The organism is Mesorhizobium sp. P2_E9, assembly GCF_056403815.1.
In genome coordinates, this window is record NZ_JBFUET010000016.1 from 76178 (window position 1) to 91552 (window position 15375).

Sequence of the window (15375 nt, forward strand, 5' to 3'; positions counted from 1 at the left end):
CCGCGAGATCATGCGTTTTCGAAAGTATCGTAGCCGCTATCCAACATTCGCGAGTTCTATGCCGGCACTTTCGACCTCCACAGCGACCAGCCGAGATTCATGCCGGCCGCCGCCGTCAGGATCAAGGCGGCGCCGACGATCTGGCTGAGATGCAGCCGATGGCCGAAGGCGGTGACGTCGACCAGGATGGCAACGACCGGATAGATGAAGGACAGCGATCCCTGCAGATGCGTCGGCAGCTTCTGGATCGCGCCGTACATCAATATGTACATCAGGCCGGTGTGGACGATGCCGAGCGTCGCCAGCATGGCCCAGCTCCATGGGTCGGTGGGAAGATGCGAGAGACTGGCGAAGGGCGCCAGCATGACGACGCCGACGCAGACCTGGATGAGCGCGATCAGATGCGGCGGCGTGCCCTTGAGCTTCTTGGTGACGATGGCCGCGACGGCCCAGAAGAAGGCTGCCGCCAGCGCCATGAGGATGCCGGCAAAATAGTTGGTGCCGACATCGCCGGCGTCAGGGGCGGCCTCGACGATCAGCACCATGCCGGCGAAGGCTATTGCCAGCCATGTCAGCTTGGTCAACGTCAGCCGCTCAGCGAAGAAGAGTGCGCCGAAGCCGACCAGCATGAAGGGCTGTGTGTTGTAGACGGCGGTGGCAATCGAGATCGAGGCGCGCGAGAAAGCGCTGAACAGGAGCAGCCAGTTGATGACGATGGCGGCACCGCCAAGCGCGGCGAGGCCGATGATGCGCAAAGACAGCCTGTTGCGCAACAATCCGAGCGAGGCGCAGATGACGAGCAGCGTCACCGCGCCGAATGCGCAGCGCCAGAACACCACGTCCATGATCGGTTGCCCGGACATGACGACGAACCATCCGATCGTTCCCAGGATCGCCATTGCAGCCGACATTTCGACCGTGCCGCGTACCGTATCGTTCATGATAGACCTCTGAGTCAGTTGAGGCGGCATAATCTCATGCGGCAGCGGAGCTTTCCATCCATTGGAGAAGGCGATATGGATGGATGGCCTAATTAAATTAGGCAATCTCTCCGAATCTGTGGGAAATGGAAAATGCTGGATGATCTCGACCGAAGTCTTCTCGAAATCCTGGTGAAGGATGCACGGACCTCGCTGAAGGACCTGGCCGCCCAGGTCGGGCTGTCGTCGCCAAGCGTTTCAGAGCGGCTGCGGCGGCTCGAGGAGCGCGGCGTCATCCGGGCGTTCACGGTCGAGATCGATCCGCTGGCACTCGGCTATACGCTGCAGGCGATCGTGCGCATCAAGCCTTTGCCGGGCAAGCTGCACATCGTCCAGAAGCTGATCGAGGAGATTGCCGAATTCGGCGAATGCGACAAGGTGACGGGTGATGACTGTTTTGTCGCGCGGCTGTTCGTGCGCTCGATCGGCGACCTCGACGGCATTCTCGACCGCATCGCCGACAAGGCCGAGACCAGCACCGCCATCATCAAGGCGCAGCCGATCCGGCGGCGGCCGCCACCGCTTGGGGTTTCATCATTGTCTTGACTCCGTATGGCTGTGGTGGAAATGCGCAGAGATGATGGCCTGAGCGACGAGGAAGACATGGCGCAGAATGTCTACGACCAGCCGGAGTTCTTCGCCGGCTACAGCCAACTCGGCCGGTCGGTCGAAGGCCTGGAGGGTGCTGCCGAATGGCCGGCGCTGCGCGCTATGCTGCCTGATGTCGACGGTCTTCGGGTCGTTGATCTCGGCTGCGGCTTCGGCTGGTTCTGCCGTTGGGCACATGAACACGGGGCGAGCCAGGTCCTTGGCTTGGATCTGTCGGAGAAGATGCTGGCCCGCGCGAGGGCCGCCGGCCCGGACACCGGTATTGTCTATGAGAGGGCCGATCTCGACCAGCTCAGCCTGCCGCAAGGCGGCTTCGATCTCGCCTATAGCTCGCTTGCCCTGCACTATGTCGAGGACGTCGCGCGCCTGTTCGGGACCGTGCATCAAGCCCTGTCGCCCGGCGGCCATTTCGTCTTCTCGACGGAACATCCGATCTACATGGCCCCGACCAGGCCCGGTTGGGCGGTGGATGCCGAAGGCCGCAAGACGTGGCCTGTCGACCGCTATCTGGTGGAAGGTCCGCGCAAGACCGACTGGCTGGCCAAGGGCGTGGTGAAACACCACCGCACCATCGGCACCACGATCAACGCGCTGATCCGATCAGGTTTCGCGATCGAACATGTCGAGGAATTCTGTCCGACAGCCGCACAGATCGCGGCCAAGCCGGAACTGGCGGAAGAACTCGAGCGGCCGATGTTCCTGCTGGTGTCGGCGCGCCGCTAGGGAACGAGCCGGACATTGGCGAGTGTTCGGCAACCAGCCTGGATTTACAGTCGCCGGACGCACAATTCTGGGTTATTCAGGCGCTGACGCGCTTTTCCCTCCAGACCAGTCCCTCCCCATGTCAGGCCTGCTTATCGATCCGTGGTTCTACGCGGCCGCCATCCCGGCGGTCATCCTGGTCGGCCTGTCGAAGGGCGGGTTCGGCGGCGCTGTCGGTTTCGTCGGCGTGCCGCTGATGGCGCTGACCATACCGCCGGTGCAGGCCGCCGCCATCCTGCTGCCGATCCTGTGCCTGATGGACATCGTCTCGGTGTGGACATGGTGGGGCGTGTACGACCGCAAGATGCTGGTCGACATGATGCCGGGCGCCGTCATCGGCATCGGCCTCGGCTGGCTGACGGCCGCCCTGGTCACGGAGGAGGCGGTGCGGCTGATCGTCGGCGCCGTCGCCATCATCTTCGTGCTGCGCTGGCTCTATCTGCAGTTTCGTCATGGCTCCGACCATGCAGCCGAACCCAACCGCGTGGCTGCCGCGATCTGGGGCACGGTCGCCGGCTTCACCAGCTTCGTCGCCCATGTCGGCGGCCCGCCCTTCCAGGTCTATGCCTTGCCGATCCGGCTCGACCCCAAAGTCCTGTCGGGCACCGCGGCGATCTTCTTTGCCGCGACCAATGCGCTGAAACTCATCCCCTATTTCGCGCTCGGCCAGTTCGACACGGCCAACCTGACGGCGTCCGCGGTGCTGATGCCGCTGGCGCCGCTGTCGACCATCGCCGGCGCCTGGCTGGTGCGGCGCATGCGGCCCGAGATCTTCTATCCCTTCACCTACGCGACCGTGGCGGTCGTGGCGCTGAAGCTCTTGTGGGATGGCATCGCCGGCCTGCTGTGACAGGCGCGGCGACTTAGCTCAGCACTTGCCTAACGCCAGCGTCAGGCGGCGCTTTCCACCAGCCGGCGGCTTCCGCCGAAGGCCAGCGTGACGCCCGCCACCAGGACCAGCATCATGCCGGCGAGGATGCCGATGTCATGCGTGGTCGGCTTGAGCACCATGTCGGCAATGATCACCAGCATCACCGCGTAGTCGAAGCGCGCCGCGCTCATCATGCGCTGGCCAATGGCAAGCACGGAAGGCGTGACGCCCTCCTTGGCGATCATCGCGCCCATGCGCTCGCCGGTCGGCTTGAAGATGAACATGCCGATCGAGAAGGTCGTGGCGTAGCCGACCAGGCCGATCATGATCCACAGGTCGGAGAAGCCGACCCAGAAGGCGCACATGATAAGGCCGAAGAGCAAGGTGAGCATCGACATCGGTGCGAAGAAACGGCCGCCCAGTTGTCCACTGGCACGCATCGCCTGAAGCTTGTCCTCGATGTTGCCGGCGCGCTCGGCAAGCACGCCGAGCAGGAACAGCACGAAGCCGCCGCCGACCCACAAAGTGGCTGAGACGATGTGGAGAAATTTGACGATCGAATACCAGTCCATAGGTTGCTCCCGGGATGTTTCTGTTGGGTTTGCGGTGGCGCGGATTTGCGCCGGCCGTCGGAGGAGTGGGCGTTTAGCGTGGCGCGTGTTTCGGAACGATGTCGCGAAAAAACCGGCTCTGTTTCGGCAGTTTTCGACCGGCGCGGTTCTCGACAACAAGCCGATGCGCGGTTTCATTTTCTGCTATTGTCGGATGCGTCAGGGGAGCGCGACATCGTCTAGAAACACTGCCGATGCTAGTGCGCCGACGCCGGGAGCCCGGCGGCGACTATAATCGCCTGACGATCAACCCATTCCCGAAAACGGGAAAAGGCAATTCGAGGGGACAGACATGCAAGGGGTAGCACGGAATTTCTTCACGCTGGCGATCATCTATGCTTTGTGCGGCATGGCGCTCGGCATCCATATGGCGATCAGCGAAGACCATGGCCAGATGCCAACCCACGCCCACACGATGGTGGCCGGATGGCTGATGTCGGCGGTTTTCGCCTTCTTCTACCATCTGTTTCCGGCGGTCGGGCAAAAGGTGCTCGCTAAGGTTCATTTCTGGCTGACTGCCATCAGCGGTATCGGGCTCATGATCGGCCTCTACATCTTGCTTGCCGGCAACCCGGCAATCGAACCGCTGTTGGGAATCGCCTCGATCGGCTTCTATGCAGGCATGCTGCTGTTTGCCTTCATCGCGCTGCCGGTGGTCTGGAAGAAGGCTTGAGCCTGAAGCGAGCTTTGGGTCTGTGCTGTTACGGCACAGAATGGCGGTGTTCGGTCAAAAAACATCCGCACCGTTAAGGCTTCATTAAGCTTTACAGGTGTTTACTATGTCCATCCAGTGATCTGGATTCTTACCGAGTGGTTGGAGCCACTTTGTTTGACGCCTCCCTGTTAAACTCCTGAGAGCCGCCTTATCCGCGGCTCTTTTTTTGTCTGCATTCCGGCGGCAACCTGTGCGACGGATGGCTGTTAACCTTCTGTTAAACATGTGCTTGCCTTCACCCCCGGCGAAGCGCATTTTCAAGCTTCAGTCTTATAGGCTTCCGGGTGTATCGGCAGTGAGTCGAATCGGCCGGTTGCAAGTGCAGGGGCGTAGCAATGAACGAGCCTTCGAAGGGCAATGCGAAGACCGTGAAGCTGGCGGAGCGTCGGGTTTTTTCGCACTCCTTCAAACCGCTTTACCAGGAAGGCATGGGGCTGGTCGAACAGGCGGCTGAGTATCTCGACGGCAAGGGCCGAGCCGAGGCCAAGAAACTGTCGCGGCTGGCTGCCACGCTCTATGCGGCCGAATCGATGCGGCTGACGACCAGGCTGATGCAGGTTGCCTCCTGGCTGCTTTTGCAGCGCGCGGCCAATTCCGGCGAAATGACCCGCGACCAGGTGGCGTCGGAAAAGTCCAAGGTGCGCCTCGATACCGCTTCCGCCCATGACGAAGCCGCCGGTTGGGCCGAACTGCCCGAGGATTTCCTCGATCTCGTCAACCGCTCGCTGCGCCTGCAGGCGCTGGTGCGTCGCATGGACGACGAGATCTACGGCGCCGGCGCTGTGGTCGATATGCAGCCGATGGGCCGCCGGCCCAATCCGGTTTCCGACCAGATCAGCCTGCTCAACACCGCTTTCGCCCGCAACTAGCCAATCTCAACAGATTCTGCTCGTCCGCCGGGGCTGTCGTTTCCGGTTTGTTCACATTTCGCTGGCATCGCTGTCCGCCGGAGGTAGAGTACCCGGATGGGGGACGCGATTCGCATCATCGGCATCGATCCGGGGCTCAGGCGCACCGGCTGGGGCATCGTCGAGAGCCTCGGCAATTCCTTGCGCTTCGTCGCGTCCGGCACGGTGCGCTCCGATGACAAGGCGGCGCTGGCGACGCGGCTCTGCCAATTGCATGACGGGCTCGCCGAAGTCCTGCATCAAGCCATGCCGCACGAGGCAGCCGTCGAACAGACCTTCGTCAACAAGGATGCGGTGGCGACGCTGAAGCTCGGCCAGGCGCGCGGCATCGCCATGTTGGTGCCGGCACGCGCTGGCCTGGTCGTTGCCGAATACGCGCCCAACGCGGTGAAGAAAGCTGTCATCGGCGTCGGCCATGGCGACAAGAAGCAGATCCACATGATGGTGAAGGTGCTGCTGCCGAAGGCGACGTTCGACACCGAACATGCCGCCGACGCGCTGGCCATTGCGATTTGCCACGCGCATCACCGGCAGAGCGTAGCCTATCGGATGGCGGCATTGGCATCATGAGAGGCTGTTGGGAATGATCGGCAAGCTCAAGGGCACGCTCGACGAGATCGATGAAGACCATTGCCTGATCGATATCCACGGCGTCGGTTACGTCGCCTATTGCTCGGCGCGCACGCTGGCCGCGCTGCCTTCGCCTGGCGAGGCGGTGGTGCTGTTCATCGAGACCTATGTGCGCGAGGACATGCTGCGCCTCTACGGCTTCCAGTCGCAGCTCGAGCGCGAGTGGTTCCGGTTGCTGATGAACAATGTGCCCGGTGTCGGCGCCAAGGTCGCGCTCGCCATCCTGTCGACGCTGGCGCCGGCCGATCTCGCCAATGCGATTGCTTTGCGCGACATCGCCATGGTTTCCCGCGCGCCGGGCGTCGGCAAGAAGGTGGCCGAGCGCATCGTCACCGAGTTGAAGAACAAGGCGCCGGCCTATGCGGGCACTGCCTCCGGCACCATCGGGCTCAAGCAGGAACTCGGCGAAGGCGTGGCGCCGGCGCCAATCACCGACGCCGTCTCGGCTTTGGTCAACCTCGGCTACTCGCGCGACACCGCCGCCAATGCGGTGGCGGCGGCGCTGAAGACCGCAGGCGAAGGTGCCGATGCCCCGAAGCTGATCCGCTTCGGGCTGAAGGAACTGGCGCGGTGAGCGATCGCTTGTCCGGTCCTCTGCCTTATGCGAGGAAGGCAGCATGAGCCTGTCGCCCCGTCTCATTGCTCCGGAAAAACGCGGAGAGGATGCCGAGCAGACCTTGCGGCCGCAGACGCTTGACGATTTCGTCGGCCAGGCCGCGGTGCGGGCCAATCTCAAAGTGTTCATCGAGGCCGCCAAAGGCCGCAACGAGGCGCTCGACCATGTGCTCTTCGTCGGGCCGCCGGGGCTTGGCAAGACGACGCTGGCGCAAATCATGGCGCGCGAACTCGGCGTCAATTTCCGTTCGACCTCAGGTCCGGTCATCGCCAAGGCCGGCGATCTCGCGGCCCTCCTCACCAATCTCGAAGAAGGCGACGTGCTGTTCATCGACGAGATCCACCGGCTGAGCCCGGCGGTGGAGGAAATCCTCTATCCGGCGATGGAGGATTTCCAGCTCGACCTGATCATCGGCGAGGGACCGGCGGCGCGCTCGGTCAAGATCGACCTTGCTCGTTTCACGCTTGTCGCCGCGACCACGCGGCTTGGCCTGCTCACCAACCCGCTGCGCGACCGGTTTGGCATTCCGGTGCGGCTCAATTTCTACACGGTCGAGGAACTGGAACAGATCGTGCGGCGCGGCGCGCGCATCCTGCAAATGCCGCTCGGCGACGACGGCGCGCTGGAGATCGCGCGGCGCGCGCGCGGCACGCCGCGCATCGCCGGACGGCTGTTGCGCCGCGTGCGCGATTTCGCCTCGGTCGCCGGCGACGGTCATGTCGACCGTAAGATTGCCGATGAGGCGTTGACCCGGCTCGAGGTCGACGCGCTCGGCCTCGACGCGCTCGACCGCCGCTATCTCTCGATGATCGCGCGCAATTTCGGCGGTGGTCCGGTCGGCATCGAGACGATCGCCGCCGGCCTGTCCGAGCCGCGCGACGCCATCGAGGACATCATCGAGCCCTATCTGATCCAGCAGGGTTTCATCCAGCGCACGCCGCGCGGCCGCATGCTGACGGCCAACGCCTGGCGCCATCTCGGCCTCGACGCGCCGAAGGATCTGGCGCAGCAGCAGATCAACCTGTTCCAGGAAGAATAGCGGCCAGAGATCAGGCGGGCGGCCCCAGGCCGGTGATCAAGGATATTTGACCCGTCCTGCGCAAAATCTACGCGTCTTCGCCGATTTGCCGGCGTAATCGTGGATTTTATCGGGCGCGTGCGGGAACCGCTGCGATCGAAGGGCCGGGAGCCAATCCATGATAACCAGACGCGGGTTTCTGCGCTTCATCGGCGGGTCGTTCGTGACAGCCGTCGCGCTCGGCGCCTATGCGGTCGGCATCGAGCCGATGCTGCTGACGCATGTGAAGCGCTATGCACTGACGCCGCCGCATTGGCCTGATGGCTTGAAGCTGCGCGTTGTGGCCCTTGCGGATATCCATGCCTGCCGGCCGTGGATGACACCGGAACGGATCGCCTCGCTTGTCCAGGATGCCAATGCCCTGCAGCCGGATGTGATCGTTCTGCTTGGCGACTATATTGCCGGCATGCGCCTGGTGACAGGCGGGGTGACGCCATCGCAATGGGCGTCCGCTCTGTCGGGCCTCAAGGCGCCGCTCGGCGTGCTGTCGATCCTTGGCAATCATGATTGGTGGCACGACGGCTTCGCGCAGCGGGCCGGAGCCGGCCCGACCATAGCGCGCAAGGCCTTGGAGAAGGTCGGCATCCCGGTGCTGGAGAACGATGTCGTGCGCCTGGAAAAGGATGGGCACGGCGTGTGGATCGCCGGGCTGGCCGACCAGCAGGCCCTGTTGCCGACCGAGGAACGCCCCGGATTGACGGGGCTGGACGATCTCGACGGCACACTGGCCAAGGTCAGCGACACCGCGCCTGTCATACTGCTCGCCCATGAGCCTGACATTTTTGCCACCGTGCCGTGGCGGGTTTCGCTGACCCTGTCGGGCCACACCCATGGCGGGCAGGTGCGGCTGTTCGGCTATTCGCCGGTCGTGCCGTCGCGCTTCGGCAATCGCTACGCCTATGGCCATGTCGTCGAGAACGATCGCAATCTGATCGTCTCGGGCGGCCTTGGCTTCAGTATCATGCCGGTTCGTTTTGGGATGCGGCCCGAAATCCTGCAGATCGACCTCGGCTGATCTGAAGAATAGCTCTCAGTGAAGTGAGCGGATCACGTCCATCACGTCAGGCTCGGCCTTGTCACCATTGAAGGCATCAACAATGCCGAAGGCGCCGCCATAGCTCCACACCGACCATGAGAAGCCGTGTGCCTCGGCGCGGGCGGCCATATCCTTGACATAGGCGGCGCGGTATTCGGCCGGCATCACATAGGCATTGCCGTATTCCTGGCGGATCATGCCGAACTCGCCCAGCGTGATGTTTTCCGGCTTGATGCCGTTGGCCTTCGCCCATGCATCAACTTTCGTGAACGGCGCATCCAACAGGCCAAGCAGTTTGTCGGGGCTGTCCATGCTGGCGACCTGCTCGTCGAGATAGGCAAGCAGGCCGCTCTGCCGTGTCCATGGCGCCTCGGCCTTGATCCGGGCGCGGATCGTGTCGAGCGTCACGTCGAGCTGCACCTTCGGCACTGCGGTCAGCGGATAGGGCAGGCCGGTCACATAGGGGATGAAGTCGCCGGCCCAGGTCGCGCCCTGATGGGTGAGCAGGAACGGATCGTAGGAGTGAAAGGTCCAGATGACATTGTCGTCGGGGATCGCCTTGGGATCGATCTTTTGCAGCGACGAGGCGGCGGAATAGCAGGCGCCGGTCAGCACCAGCGTCAGTTTTGTCGCCGAGGAACGCGCCGCGGCGAACAATTTCTGCTGGTGGTCCGGCCACAGGCTGGTGCCGTCGCTGTCGCAATCGACGATCGGTTCGTTCATCAGTTCGAAAGCGACCTGTTTGGGGTCCTCGCCGGCCAACGTGCGACCCATCTTGCGCACCATGTCGACGTAGCGGTCGAAGGTCCGCGGGTCGTCCATGACCTCCGCCATGCCGATCTTGCGGCTGCCGCCGGCCGGGATCAGATGCATGTCGACGATGACCTTCAGCCCGGTGCGGTTGATCATGCGCACCGAGTCCAGCACGCTGGCATAGAGGTCGTCACGCAAGGCCTCGGTTTGATCGGACAGGAAGGGCGAAGGATCGACAGGCATGCGCAGGAAATCGAAACCCGCTTCCTTGAGTGCCTTGAGATCGTCCTCCTTGAGGAACTTTCGCCATTCCGGATAGGGCAAGATTGCCTTGGCGTTGCTCCACTGATCCTCACCAGGCCAGGTGACCCACTGGTCGAGATTGAGGCCGCGCTTCATCGAGAAGGTCGCCGCCTGGCAGGCTAGCGTGCAGGCCACCAGCACAAGCAGCGCCGCCATCAAACTCTTGATCATCGCCGTCAACAGTGCCATCCGATGTTAGATCAGGACGACGTTTGGTTGAACCGTCATCCTGATCTATTTCTTTGCTGGAGCATGATCTCTGGACAAACGGAAACCGTTTGTCCGTGAAAACCGGTTCCCACTTTTCGGGATCATGCTCTAGGTCACGTAAGGACAGGTGCCTCGTCGAGACCGAAAAAGGAAGCGCAATGGACGATCATGGTGAATCGGCGACGCTGCTCGCCGGGCTTTCCGGCGCGCTGACGGCGTTCGGCCACCGGCTGATGGCGCGGGTCTATTATGCCGACACCGATTTCTCGGGCGTCGTCTATCACGCGCGCTATCTCGAATTCCTCGAGCGCGGCCGCTCCGACTATCTCAGGCTCACCGGCGTGCATCACACGGAACTTGCCGACGGCAAGCATGGCGAGAAGATCGTGTGGGTGGTGCGCCGCATGGAGATCGACTTCCGCAGCCCCGCCCGCATCGACGACATCCTGACCGTAGACACCCGCACCGACACCATTTCCGGCGCGCGCATCTTCATGGCGCAGCAGCTCAAGCGCGGCGACGAGGTGCTGGTCGAGGCCAGGGTCGAGGCGGCGATCATCGGCGAGAATGGCCGGCCGAGACGCTTTCCCAAGGAATGGGTGGCAGCCTTCATGCCCAAGTCTCGTGCTTCGACTGATTGAAATAGTATGACAGTGTCATACATTGCGCTACAAGGGCGGACGAGGAAACAATCGCCATGAGAACCAGCAAGCCCATAAGCGTAACGCTCGGACGCCAGCAGAGCAGCGTCGACGCCCGCCTGGCGTCGGGAGCGTACGAATCCGCGAGCGAAGTCATGCGTGCCGCGCTTCGCGCCCTTGACCGCGAGGAGCACGTCATCACCGCCGTCATGCGAGCCAAGGTGCAGGAAGCTCTCGACGATCCGCGCCCGGACATCCCGGCCGAGGACGTGTTCAAGGCATTGCGCGAGCATCATGCAGACCGCATGAAGGCCGCCAAGCGTGACGCATAAGGTCGTCTTCAGACCCTCGGCGCGGTCCGACCTCTTTGTTATTTACAACTACATCGAAAAAGAAAGCAGCGCCGCGCGTGCCGGTGGCTATATCGACCGCGTTGAGGCGGCGTGCATGGCGCTATCGACGTTCCCGGAACGTGGCATCGTTCGCGACGCCATCGGGTCCGGTATAAGGGTCGTCGGCTTTGAACGGCGCGCGTCGATCCTGTTTCGGGTCGACGCAGAGCAGGTACTCATCCTGCGCGTCCTCTACGGCGGGCAGGACTACCCCCAAGACGTGGACGAGACGGACTCCTAGCCTGTGGAAGTGCGTCAGTCCCGCCACTGGCGCGGCAATGCGCCGCGCCTTATTCACTAACCCATCCTTAACCATAACGGTTCATGAAGAGGTTGGTGAAGATTGGCGCGATCCAACGCCTTCCTTTCACCAATATTTGCCCTGAAAAGGCCGCTAACGGCACGGTTTGGGGTGTCCGGTAGCTTCGTGCGAACCGACCACAAGGGATGCCAGGGGCCAGCCGCCAGCTTCGCCCGGAAATCTTAAGGACGTAACGATGGAAAATATCGCACTCGCCGACCCGGGCGCGCAATTGTCGATTTGGGCGCTGTTCATGCAGGCCAGCTGGGTGGTCAAGCTGGTCATGATCGGCCTGCTCTGCGCCTCGGTCTGGACCTGGGCGATCATCATCGACAAGCTGGTCGCCTATGGCCGCATGCGGCTGGCGCTGAACCGCTTCGAGCAGGTCTTCTGGTCCGGGCAGTCGCTGGAAGAGCTCTACCGCACGCTCGCCGACCGCAAGACGTCAGGCATGGGCGCCATTTTCGTCGCTGCCATGCGTGAGTGGAAGAAGAGCTTCGAGAAGGGCGCCAAGACGCCGCTCGGGCTGCAGACCCGCATCGACAAGGCCATGGACCTGGCGCTGACCCGCGAGATGGAGAAGCTGGAGGGGCGTCTCGGCTTCCTCGCCACCACCGGCTCGGCAGCCCCTTTCATCGGCCTGTTCGGCACCGTCATCGGCATCATGACCTCGTTCCAGGCCATTGCCGGCTCCAAGAACACCAGCCTTGCGGTGGTTGCGCCCGGCATCGCCGAAGCGCTGCTGGCAACGGCCATCGGCCTGCTCGCCGCCATCCCGGCGGTCATCGCCTATAACAAGCTGTCATCGGATGCGAGCAAGATCGCAGTGCGCATGGAAGGGTTCTCCGACGAGTTCTCCGCCATACTCTCGCGCCAAATCGATGAAAAAGTCGCGCCCAAGGCCTGAGGAGTAACGAGATGGGTATGTCCGTAGGCATGGCAGGACGCGGCGGGCGCGGCCACCGGCGGCGAGGCCGTCACCATGCATTGATGTCGGAGATCAACGTCACGCCGATGGTCGACGTCATGCTGGTGCTGCTGATCATCTTCATGGTCGCCGCGCCTATGCTGACGGTCGGCGTGCCGATCGACCTGCCGGATACGCAGGCCAAGGCGATGAATGCCGACACCCAGCCGATCACCGTCTCGATCGATGCCACGGGCAAGATCTTTCTGCAGGAAACCGAGATCCCGATCGAGGAGCTGGTCGCCAAGCTGCAGGCGATTTCGAAGACCGGTTATGAAGAGCGCATCTTCATTCGCGGTGACAAGTCCACCGACTACGGCACGGCGATGAAGGTGATGGCCCGCATTTCGGCCGCTGGTTACAAGAATATCGGTCTGGTTTCACTACAGGAACAGGATCAGTAGACGCACGATGAAGACCGGCCTCACCACATCGGTGATCTTGCATACGGCGGTGCTGGCCTTCGGCCTGTTCACCCTGTCGGCGCCGGCCGCGCTGCCGTCCGCCGATGTCGAGTCGGTCGCGGTCGATATCGTACCGATGGAAGCCATTGCGCAGACGCTGCAGGGCGACAAGAAGGCGGTGATGCATGAGAAGCCGGCGCCGCTGCCGACGCAGCGTCCCGATATCGTGCCGGTTGCGCAGAAGGTCGGCGAAAACAGCGTCGACACCGACAAGCCGATAACGCCTGAAGCCAAGCCGAAGCCGGTCGACACCACATCGGCTCCGCCGCCGGCGCCGACCCCGACTGAAAAGCCGAAGCCCGAGGACGTGCCGAAGCCGCAGGAAAAGCCGAAGCCCATTCCGGCGACGGAAGTGGCGCCGGCACCGACGCCCAAGGAAGAGGTCAAGCCTGAGCCGGTCAAGCAGACCGAGCCCAAGCCGACGCCGGCCAAGCCGGCGCCGACCCCACCGCCGCAGGACAAGACCGCCGCTATCGATCCGACGCCGGAGGTCAAACCGGATGCCGTCGCCGAGGCCATAGCCAAGGACCCGCCGACCGAAGAGACGCAATTGCCGAGCTCGGCGCCAGCACCTGAAGCGCGGCCGAAGCCGCAGCCGGCACCGGCCGAAAGCGCCAAGGCGCCGGAACGCAAGGATGCCGACAAGCCGGTCAAGGAGGCGTCGTCGAAACCGAAGTCCGACGACAAGCAGTTCAACGCCGCCGAGATTTCCGCTCTCCTCGACAAGCAGAAGCCCTCCGGCGGCGGCGCCAAGCGCTCGACGCAGCAGGCGTCGCTCGGTGGCGACAAGGATCAGGGCCAGAAGCTTTCGAAGTCGGAGCAGGGCGCGCTGGAGAGCCAGTTGGGCGGTTGCTGGACCTTGCCGGTCGGGCTGGAAGGTTCAGAGAATTTCGTCGTCGTCGTGCGCTTCAACCTGGACAACTCCGGCAAGCTGGATGGTCGCCCGTCCGTCGAAAAGTCGAGCGGCAACCGGCAGTTCGATGAAAGCGCGGTGCGCGCGGTTCAGAAATGCGACGTGGCCGGCCTGCAGGTTCCTGCCGGCAAGCAGGACATCTGGAACGACATCCGGGTCACCTTCGATCCAAGGGAGATGTTGGGCCTCTAGGCCCTGACATCCGAAAATCAGTATGAGAAGCGAGAAGACATGAAATCAATCCTCAAGCCGCTCCTGATGATCGCAGCAATGGCGATGGGCATGACCGCTGCCGGCACGCTGCCGGCGCTGGCGCTCGTCGAGCTCAATGTCAACAAGGGCAATGTCGAGCCGCTGCCGATCGCCATCACCGATTTCCAGGGCGGCGATGCGCTTGGCGCCCAGATTTCCCAGATCGTCACCGCTGATCTGAAGCGCTCCGGCCTGTTCGCGCCAATCGACAAGAGCGCCTTCATCGAGAAGATAACGAACCCGGACGCCGCCCCTCGCTTCGACGACTGGAAGGTGATCAACGCCCAGGCGCTGGTCACCGGCAGCGTCAGCAAGGAAGCAGACGGGCGCATCCGTGCGCAGTACCGGCTTTGGGACACTTTCGCCGGACAGCAGATGGCCGGCGAGCAGTTCTTCGCCAATGACGCCAATCAGCGCCGCGTCGCCCACATCATCGCCGACGCCATCTATGAGCGGCTGACCGGCGAGAAAGGCTATTTCGACACGCGCGTGGTGTTCATCGACGAATCCGGCGCCAAGAACGCTCGCAAGAAGCGCCTGGCCATCATGGACCAGGACGGCGCCAACGTCCGCTATCTCTCGGACGGCAAGTCGATCGTGCTGACGCCTCGTTTCTCGCCGAACCGGCAGGAAATCACTTACATGTCCTACGAAAGCGGCCAGCCGCGGGTCTATCTCCTGCAGATCGAGACCGGGCAGCGCGAACTGGTCGGCAACTTCCCCGGCATGACGTTTGCGCCGCGCTTCTCGCCTGACGGCCAGAAGGTCATCATGAGCCTGCTGCGCGACGACGGTAATTCCAACATCTTCGCCATGGATCTGCGCAGCCGCTCGACGACGCGGCTGACCAACTCGACCGCCATCGACACCTCGCCGTCCTATTCGCCCGACGGCAGCAAGGTGGTGTTCACTTCCGACCGCGGCGGTCGCGCGCAGATCTATGTCATGGGCGCCGACGGCTCGGGCCAGACCCGCATCTCCTTCGGCGACGGCGTCTATTCGACGCCGGTATGGTCGCCGCGCGGCGATCTCATCGCTTTCACCAAGCAGACCGGCGGCGAATTCCAGATAGGCGTCATGAAGACCGACGGCTCGGGCGAGCGCATCCTGTCGTCCGGCTTCCAGCAGGAGGGTCCGACCTGGGCGCCGAACGGCCGCGTGCTGATGTTCTTCCGCGACTCCGCCGGCGGCCCGAAACTGGTTTCCGTCGACCTCACCGGCCGCAACGAGCAGCCCATCCCGACCGCGAACTTCGCATCCGACCCGGCTTGGTCGCCGTTGTTGGAATAGGTTCGGCCGAATTGCCACACATGCTGAAAAGGGGCCGTTTCGGCCCCTTTTCCATGCATTGGTCGCGTTTTGG

General features: G+C 63.0%; 19 protein-coding genes. 16 read left to right on the plus strand and 3 right to left on the minus strand.

Annotated elements, in window-relative coordinates:
• Window positions 1-56: 56 nt before the first annotated feature.
• Window positions 57-941, minus strand: coding sequence for a DMT family transporter (locus AC1D05_RS26275; RefSeq protein WP_477444626.1), 885 nt, complete (start codon window positions 939-941; stop codon window positions 57-59).
• Between the two features lie 132 nt (window positions 942-1073).
• Between AC1D05_RS26275 and AC1D05_RS26280 the strand changes: the two genes are divergently transcribed.
• The 3 genes from AC1D05_RS26280 to AC1D05_RS26290 all read left to right on the plus strand — a co-directional run bounded on the left by AC1D05_RS26280 (window position 1074) and on the right by AC1D05_RS26290 (window position 3201).
• Entirely contained in the window at window positions 1074-1526 is a 453-nt protein-coding gene (locus tag AC1D05_RS26280) for an Lrp/AsnC family transcriptional regulator (RefSeq protein ID WP_477444627.1), read from the plus strand.
• 57 nt (window positions 1527-1583) lie between these two features.
• Window positions 1584-2312 carry a class I SAM-dependent methyltransferase gene (locus AC1D05_RS26285; RefSeq protein WP_477444721.1) on the plus strand — a complete coding sequence of 243 codons (729 nt, stop codon included), beginning with the start codon at window positions 1584-1586 and terminating at the stop codon, window positions 2310-2312.
• A gap of 118 nt (window positions 2313-2430) precedes the next feature.
• Window positions 2431-3201, plus strand: coding sequence for a sulfite exporter TauE/SafE family protein (locus tag AC1D05_RS26290; protein ID WP_477444628.1), 771 nt, complete (start codon window positions 2431-2433; stop codon window positions 3199-3201).
• Between the two features lie 41 nt (window positions 3202-3242).
• Here AC1D05_RS26290 and AC1D05_RS26295 read toward each other — a convergent pair whose 3' ends face one another.
• Window positions 3243-3794: a DUF2269 family protein gene (locus AC1D05_RS26295; RefSeq protein ID WP_477444629.1), complete on the minus strand. Its 552-nt coding sequence runs from the start codon at window positions 3792-3794 to the stop codon at window positions 3243-3245.
• 331 nt (window positions 3795-4125) lie between these two features.
• Between AC1D05_RS26295 and AC1D05_RS26300 the strand changes: the two genes are divergently transcribed.
• The 6 genes from AC1D05_RS26300 to AC1D05_RS26325 all read left to right on the plus strand — a co-directional run bounded on the left by AC1D05_RS26300 (window position 4126) and on the right by AC1D05_RS26325 (window position 8795).
• The gene (locus tag AC1D05_RS26300) at window positions 4126-4506 is read left to right on the plus strand and encodes a hypothetical protein (protein WP_477444630.1); all 381 of its coding nucleotides are present in this window, start codon (window positions 4126-4128) and stop codon (window positions 4504-4506) included.
• Window positions 4507-4883: 377 nt separating this feature from the next.
• A complete protein-coding gene (gene rcdA / locus AC1D05_RS26305) occupies window positions 4884-5417 on the plus strand; it encodes a protease adaptor protein RcdA (RefSeq protein WP_477444631.1) in 534 nt (177 codons plus the stop codon).
• 96 nt (window positions 5418-5513) lie between these two features.
• Window positions 5514-6026, plus strand: coding sequence for a crossover junction endodeoxyribonuclease RuvC (gene ruvC, locus AC1D05_RS26310; protein WP_477444632.1), 513 nt, complete (start codon window positions 5514-5516; stop codon window positions 6024-6026).
• Window positions 6027-6039: 13 nt separating this feature from the next.
• Window positions 6040-6660 carry a Holliday junction branch migration protein RuvA gene (gene ruvA / locus AC1D05_RS26315; RefSeq protein WP_477444633.1) on the plus strand — a complete coding sequence of 207 codons (621 nt, stop codon included), beginning with the start codon at window positions 6040-6042 and terminating at the stop codon, window positions 6658-6660.
• 43 nt (window positions 6661-6703) lie between these two features.
• Entirely contained in the window at window positions 6704-7741 is a 1038-nt protein-coding gene (gene ruvB, locus AC1D05_RS26320; RefSeq protein ID WP_023811851.1) for a Holliday junction branch migration DNA helicase RuvB, read from the plus strand.
• A gap of 157 nt (window positions 7742-7898) precedes the next feature.
• Window positions 7899-8795: a metallophosphoesterase gene (locus AC1D05_RS26325; RefSeq protein WP_477444634.1), complete on the plus strand. Its 897-nt coding sequence runs from the start codon at window positions 7899-7901 to the stop codon at window positions 8793-8795.
• 15 nt (window positions 8796-8810) lie between these two features.
• On the opposite strand, the gene AC1D05_RS26330 is transcribed toward AC1D05_RS26325, so the two are convergent.
• Window positions 8811-10061, minus strand: coding sequence for a glycoside hydrolase family 5 protein (locus tag AC1D05_RS26330; protein WP_477444635.1), 1251 nt, complete (start codon window positions 10059-10061; stop codon window positions 8811-8813).
• Window positions 10062-10240: 179 nt separating this feature from the next.
• Between AC1D05_RS26330 and ybgC the strand changes: the two genes are divergently transcribed.
• The 7 genes from ybgC to tolB all read left to right on the plus strand — a co-directional run bounded on the left by ybgC (window position 10241) and on the right by tolB (window position 15302).
• The gene (gene ybgC / locus AC1D05_RS26335) at window positions 10241-10723 is read left to right on the plus strand and encodes a tol-pal system-associated acyl-CoA thioesterase (protein WP_477444636.1); all 483 of its coding nucleotides are present in this window, start codon (window positions 10241-10243) and stop codon (window positions 10721-10723) included.
• 56 nt (window positions 10724-10779) lie between these two features.
• Window positions 10780-11055: a type II toxin-antitoxin system ParD family antitoxin gene (locus tag AC1D05_RS26340; protein ID WP_477444637.1), complete on the plus strand. Its 276-nt coding sequence runs from the start codon at window positions 10780-10782 to the stop codon at window positions 11053-11055.
• Window positions 11045-11356: a type II toxin-antitoxin system RelE/ParE family toxin gene (locus AC1D05_RS26345; protein WP_477444638.1), complete on the plus strand. Its 312-nt coding sequence runs from the start codon at window positions 11045-11047 to the stop codon at window positions 11354-11356. Before AC1D05_RS26340 ends, AC1D05_RS26345 begins: the two co-directional genes overlap by 11 nt.
• Before the next feature lie 256 nt (window positions 11357-11612).
• The gene (gene tolQ, locus AC1D05_RS26350; RefSeq protein WP_475456308.1) at window positions 11613-12323 is read left to right on the plus strand and encodes a protein TolQ; all 711 of its coding nucleotides are present in this window, start codon (window positions 11613-11615) and stop codon (window positions 12321-12323) included.
• An 11-nt stretch (window positions 12324-12334) separates the two neighbouring features.
• On the plus strand, window positions 12335-12787 hold the full coding sequence (gene tolR / locus AC1D05_RS26355; RefSeq protein ID WP_096451199.1) for a protein TolR: 453 nt from the start codon (window positions 12335-12337) through the stop codon (window positions 12785-12787).
• Between the two features lie 7 nt (window positions 12788-12794).
• Window positions 12795-13952 (plus strand): TonB family protein, encoded by a 1158-nt coding sequence (locus AC1D05_RS26360; RefSeq protein ID WP_477444639.1) that lies wholly within the window; start codon window positions 12795-12797, stop codon window positions 13950-13952.
• Window positions 13953-13991: 39 nt separating this feature from the next.
• On the plus strand, window positions 13992-15302 hold the full coding sequence (gene tolB / locus AC1D05_RS26365) for a Tol-Pal system beta propeller repeat protein TolB (protein WP_475456314.1): 1311 nt from the start codon (window positions 13992-13994) through the stop codon (window positions 15300-15302).
• The last annotated feature ends 73 nt before the right edge of the window (window positions 15303-15375 follow it).

Bases quoted from the DNA above. Each gene is read 5' to 3' on its own strand.
- rcdA (WP_477444631.1), top strand. From the start codon at position 4,884: ATGAACGAGCCTTCGAAGGGCAATGCGAAGACCGTGAAGCTGGCGGAG.
- ruvB (WP_023811851.1), top strand. From the start codon at position 6,704: ATGAGCCTGTCGCCCCGTCTCATTGCTCCGGAAAAACGCGGAGAGGAT.
- ruvC (WP_477444632.1), top strand. From the start codon at position 5,514: ATGGGGGACGCGATTCGCATCATCGGCATCGATCCGGGGCTCAGGCGC.
- AC1D05_RS26330 (WP_477444635.1), bottom strand. From the start codon at position 10,061: ATGGCACTGTTGACGGCGATGATCAAGAGTTTGATGGCGGCGCTGCTT.
- tolQ (WP_475456308.1), top strand. From the start codon at position 11,613: ATGGAAAATATCGCACTCGCCGACCCGGGCGCGCAATTGTCGATTTGG.
- AC1D05_RS26340 (WP_477444637.1), top strand. From the start codon at position 10,780: ATGAGAACCAGCAAGCCCATAAGCGTAACGCTCGGACGCCAGCAGAGC.
- AC1D05_RS26295 (WP_477444629.1), bottom strand. From the start codon at position 3,794: ATGGACTGGTATTCGATCGTCAAATTTCTCCACATCGTCTCAGCCACT.
- tolR (WP_096451199.1), top strand. From the start codon at position 12,335: ATGGGTATGTCCGTAGGCATGGCAGGACGCGGCGGGCGCGGCCACCGG.
- tolB (WP_475456314.1), top strand. From the start codon at position 13,992: ATGAAATCAATCCTCAAGCCGCTCCTGATGATCGCAGCAATGGCGATG.
- AC1D05_RS26280 (WP_477444627.1), top strand. From the start codon at position 1,074: ATGCTGGATGATCTCGACCGAAGTCTTCTCGAAATCCTGGTGAAGGAT.
- AC1D05_RS26300 (WP_477444630.1), top strand. From the start codon at position 4,126: ATGCAAGGGGTAGCACGGAATTTCTTCACGCTGGCGATCATCTATGCT.
- AC1D05_RS26325 (WP_477444634.1), top strand. From the start codon at position 7,899: ATGATAACCAGACGCGGGTTTCTGCGCTTCATCGGCGGGTCGTTCGTG.
- AC1D05_RS26360 (WP_477444639.1), top strand. From the start codon at position 12,795: ATGAAGACCGGCCTCACCACATCGGTGATCTTGCATACGGCGGTGCTG.
- AC1D05_RS26275 (WP_477444626.1), bottom strand. From the start codon at position 941: ATGAACGATACGGTACGCGGCACGGTCGAAATGTCGGCTGCAATGGCG.
- ybgC (WP_477444636.1), top strand. From the start codon at position 10,241: ATGGACGATCATGGTGAATCGGCGACGCTGCTCGCCGGGCTTTCCGGC.
- ruvA (WP_477444633.1), top strand. From the start codon at position 6,040: ATGATCGGCAAGCTCAAGGGCACGCTCGACGAGATCGATGAAGACCAT.
- AC1D05_RS26285 (WP_477444721.1), top strand. From the start codon at position 1,584: ATGGCGCAGAATGTCTACGACCAGCCGGAGTTCTTCGCCGGCTACAGC.
- AC1D05_RS26290 (WP_477444628.1), top strand. From the start codon at position 2,431: ATGTCAGGCCTGCTTATCGATCCGTGGTTCTACGCGGCCGCCATCCCG.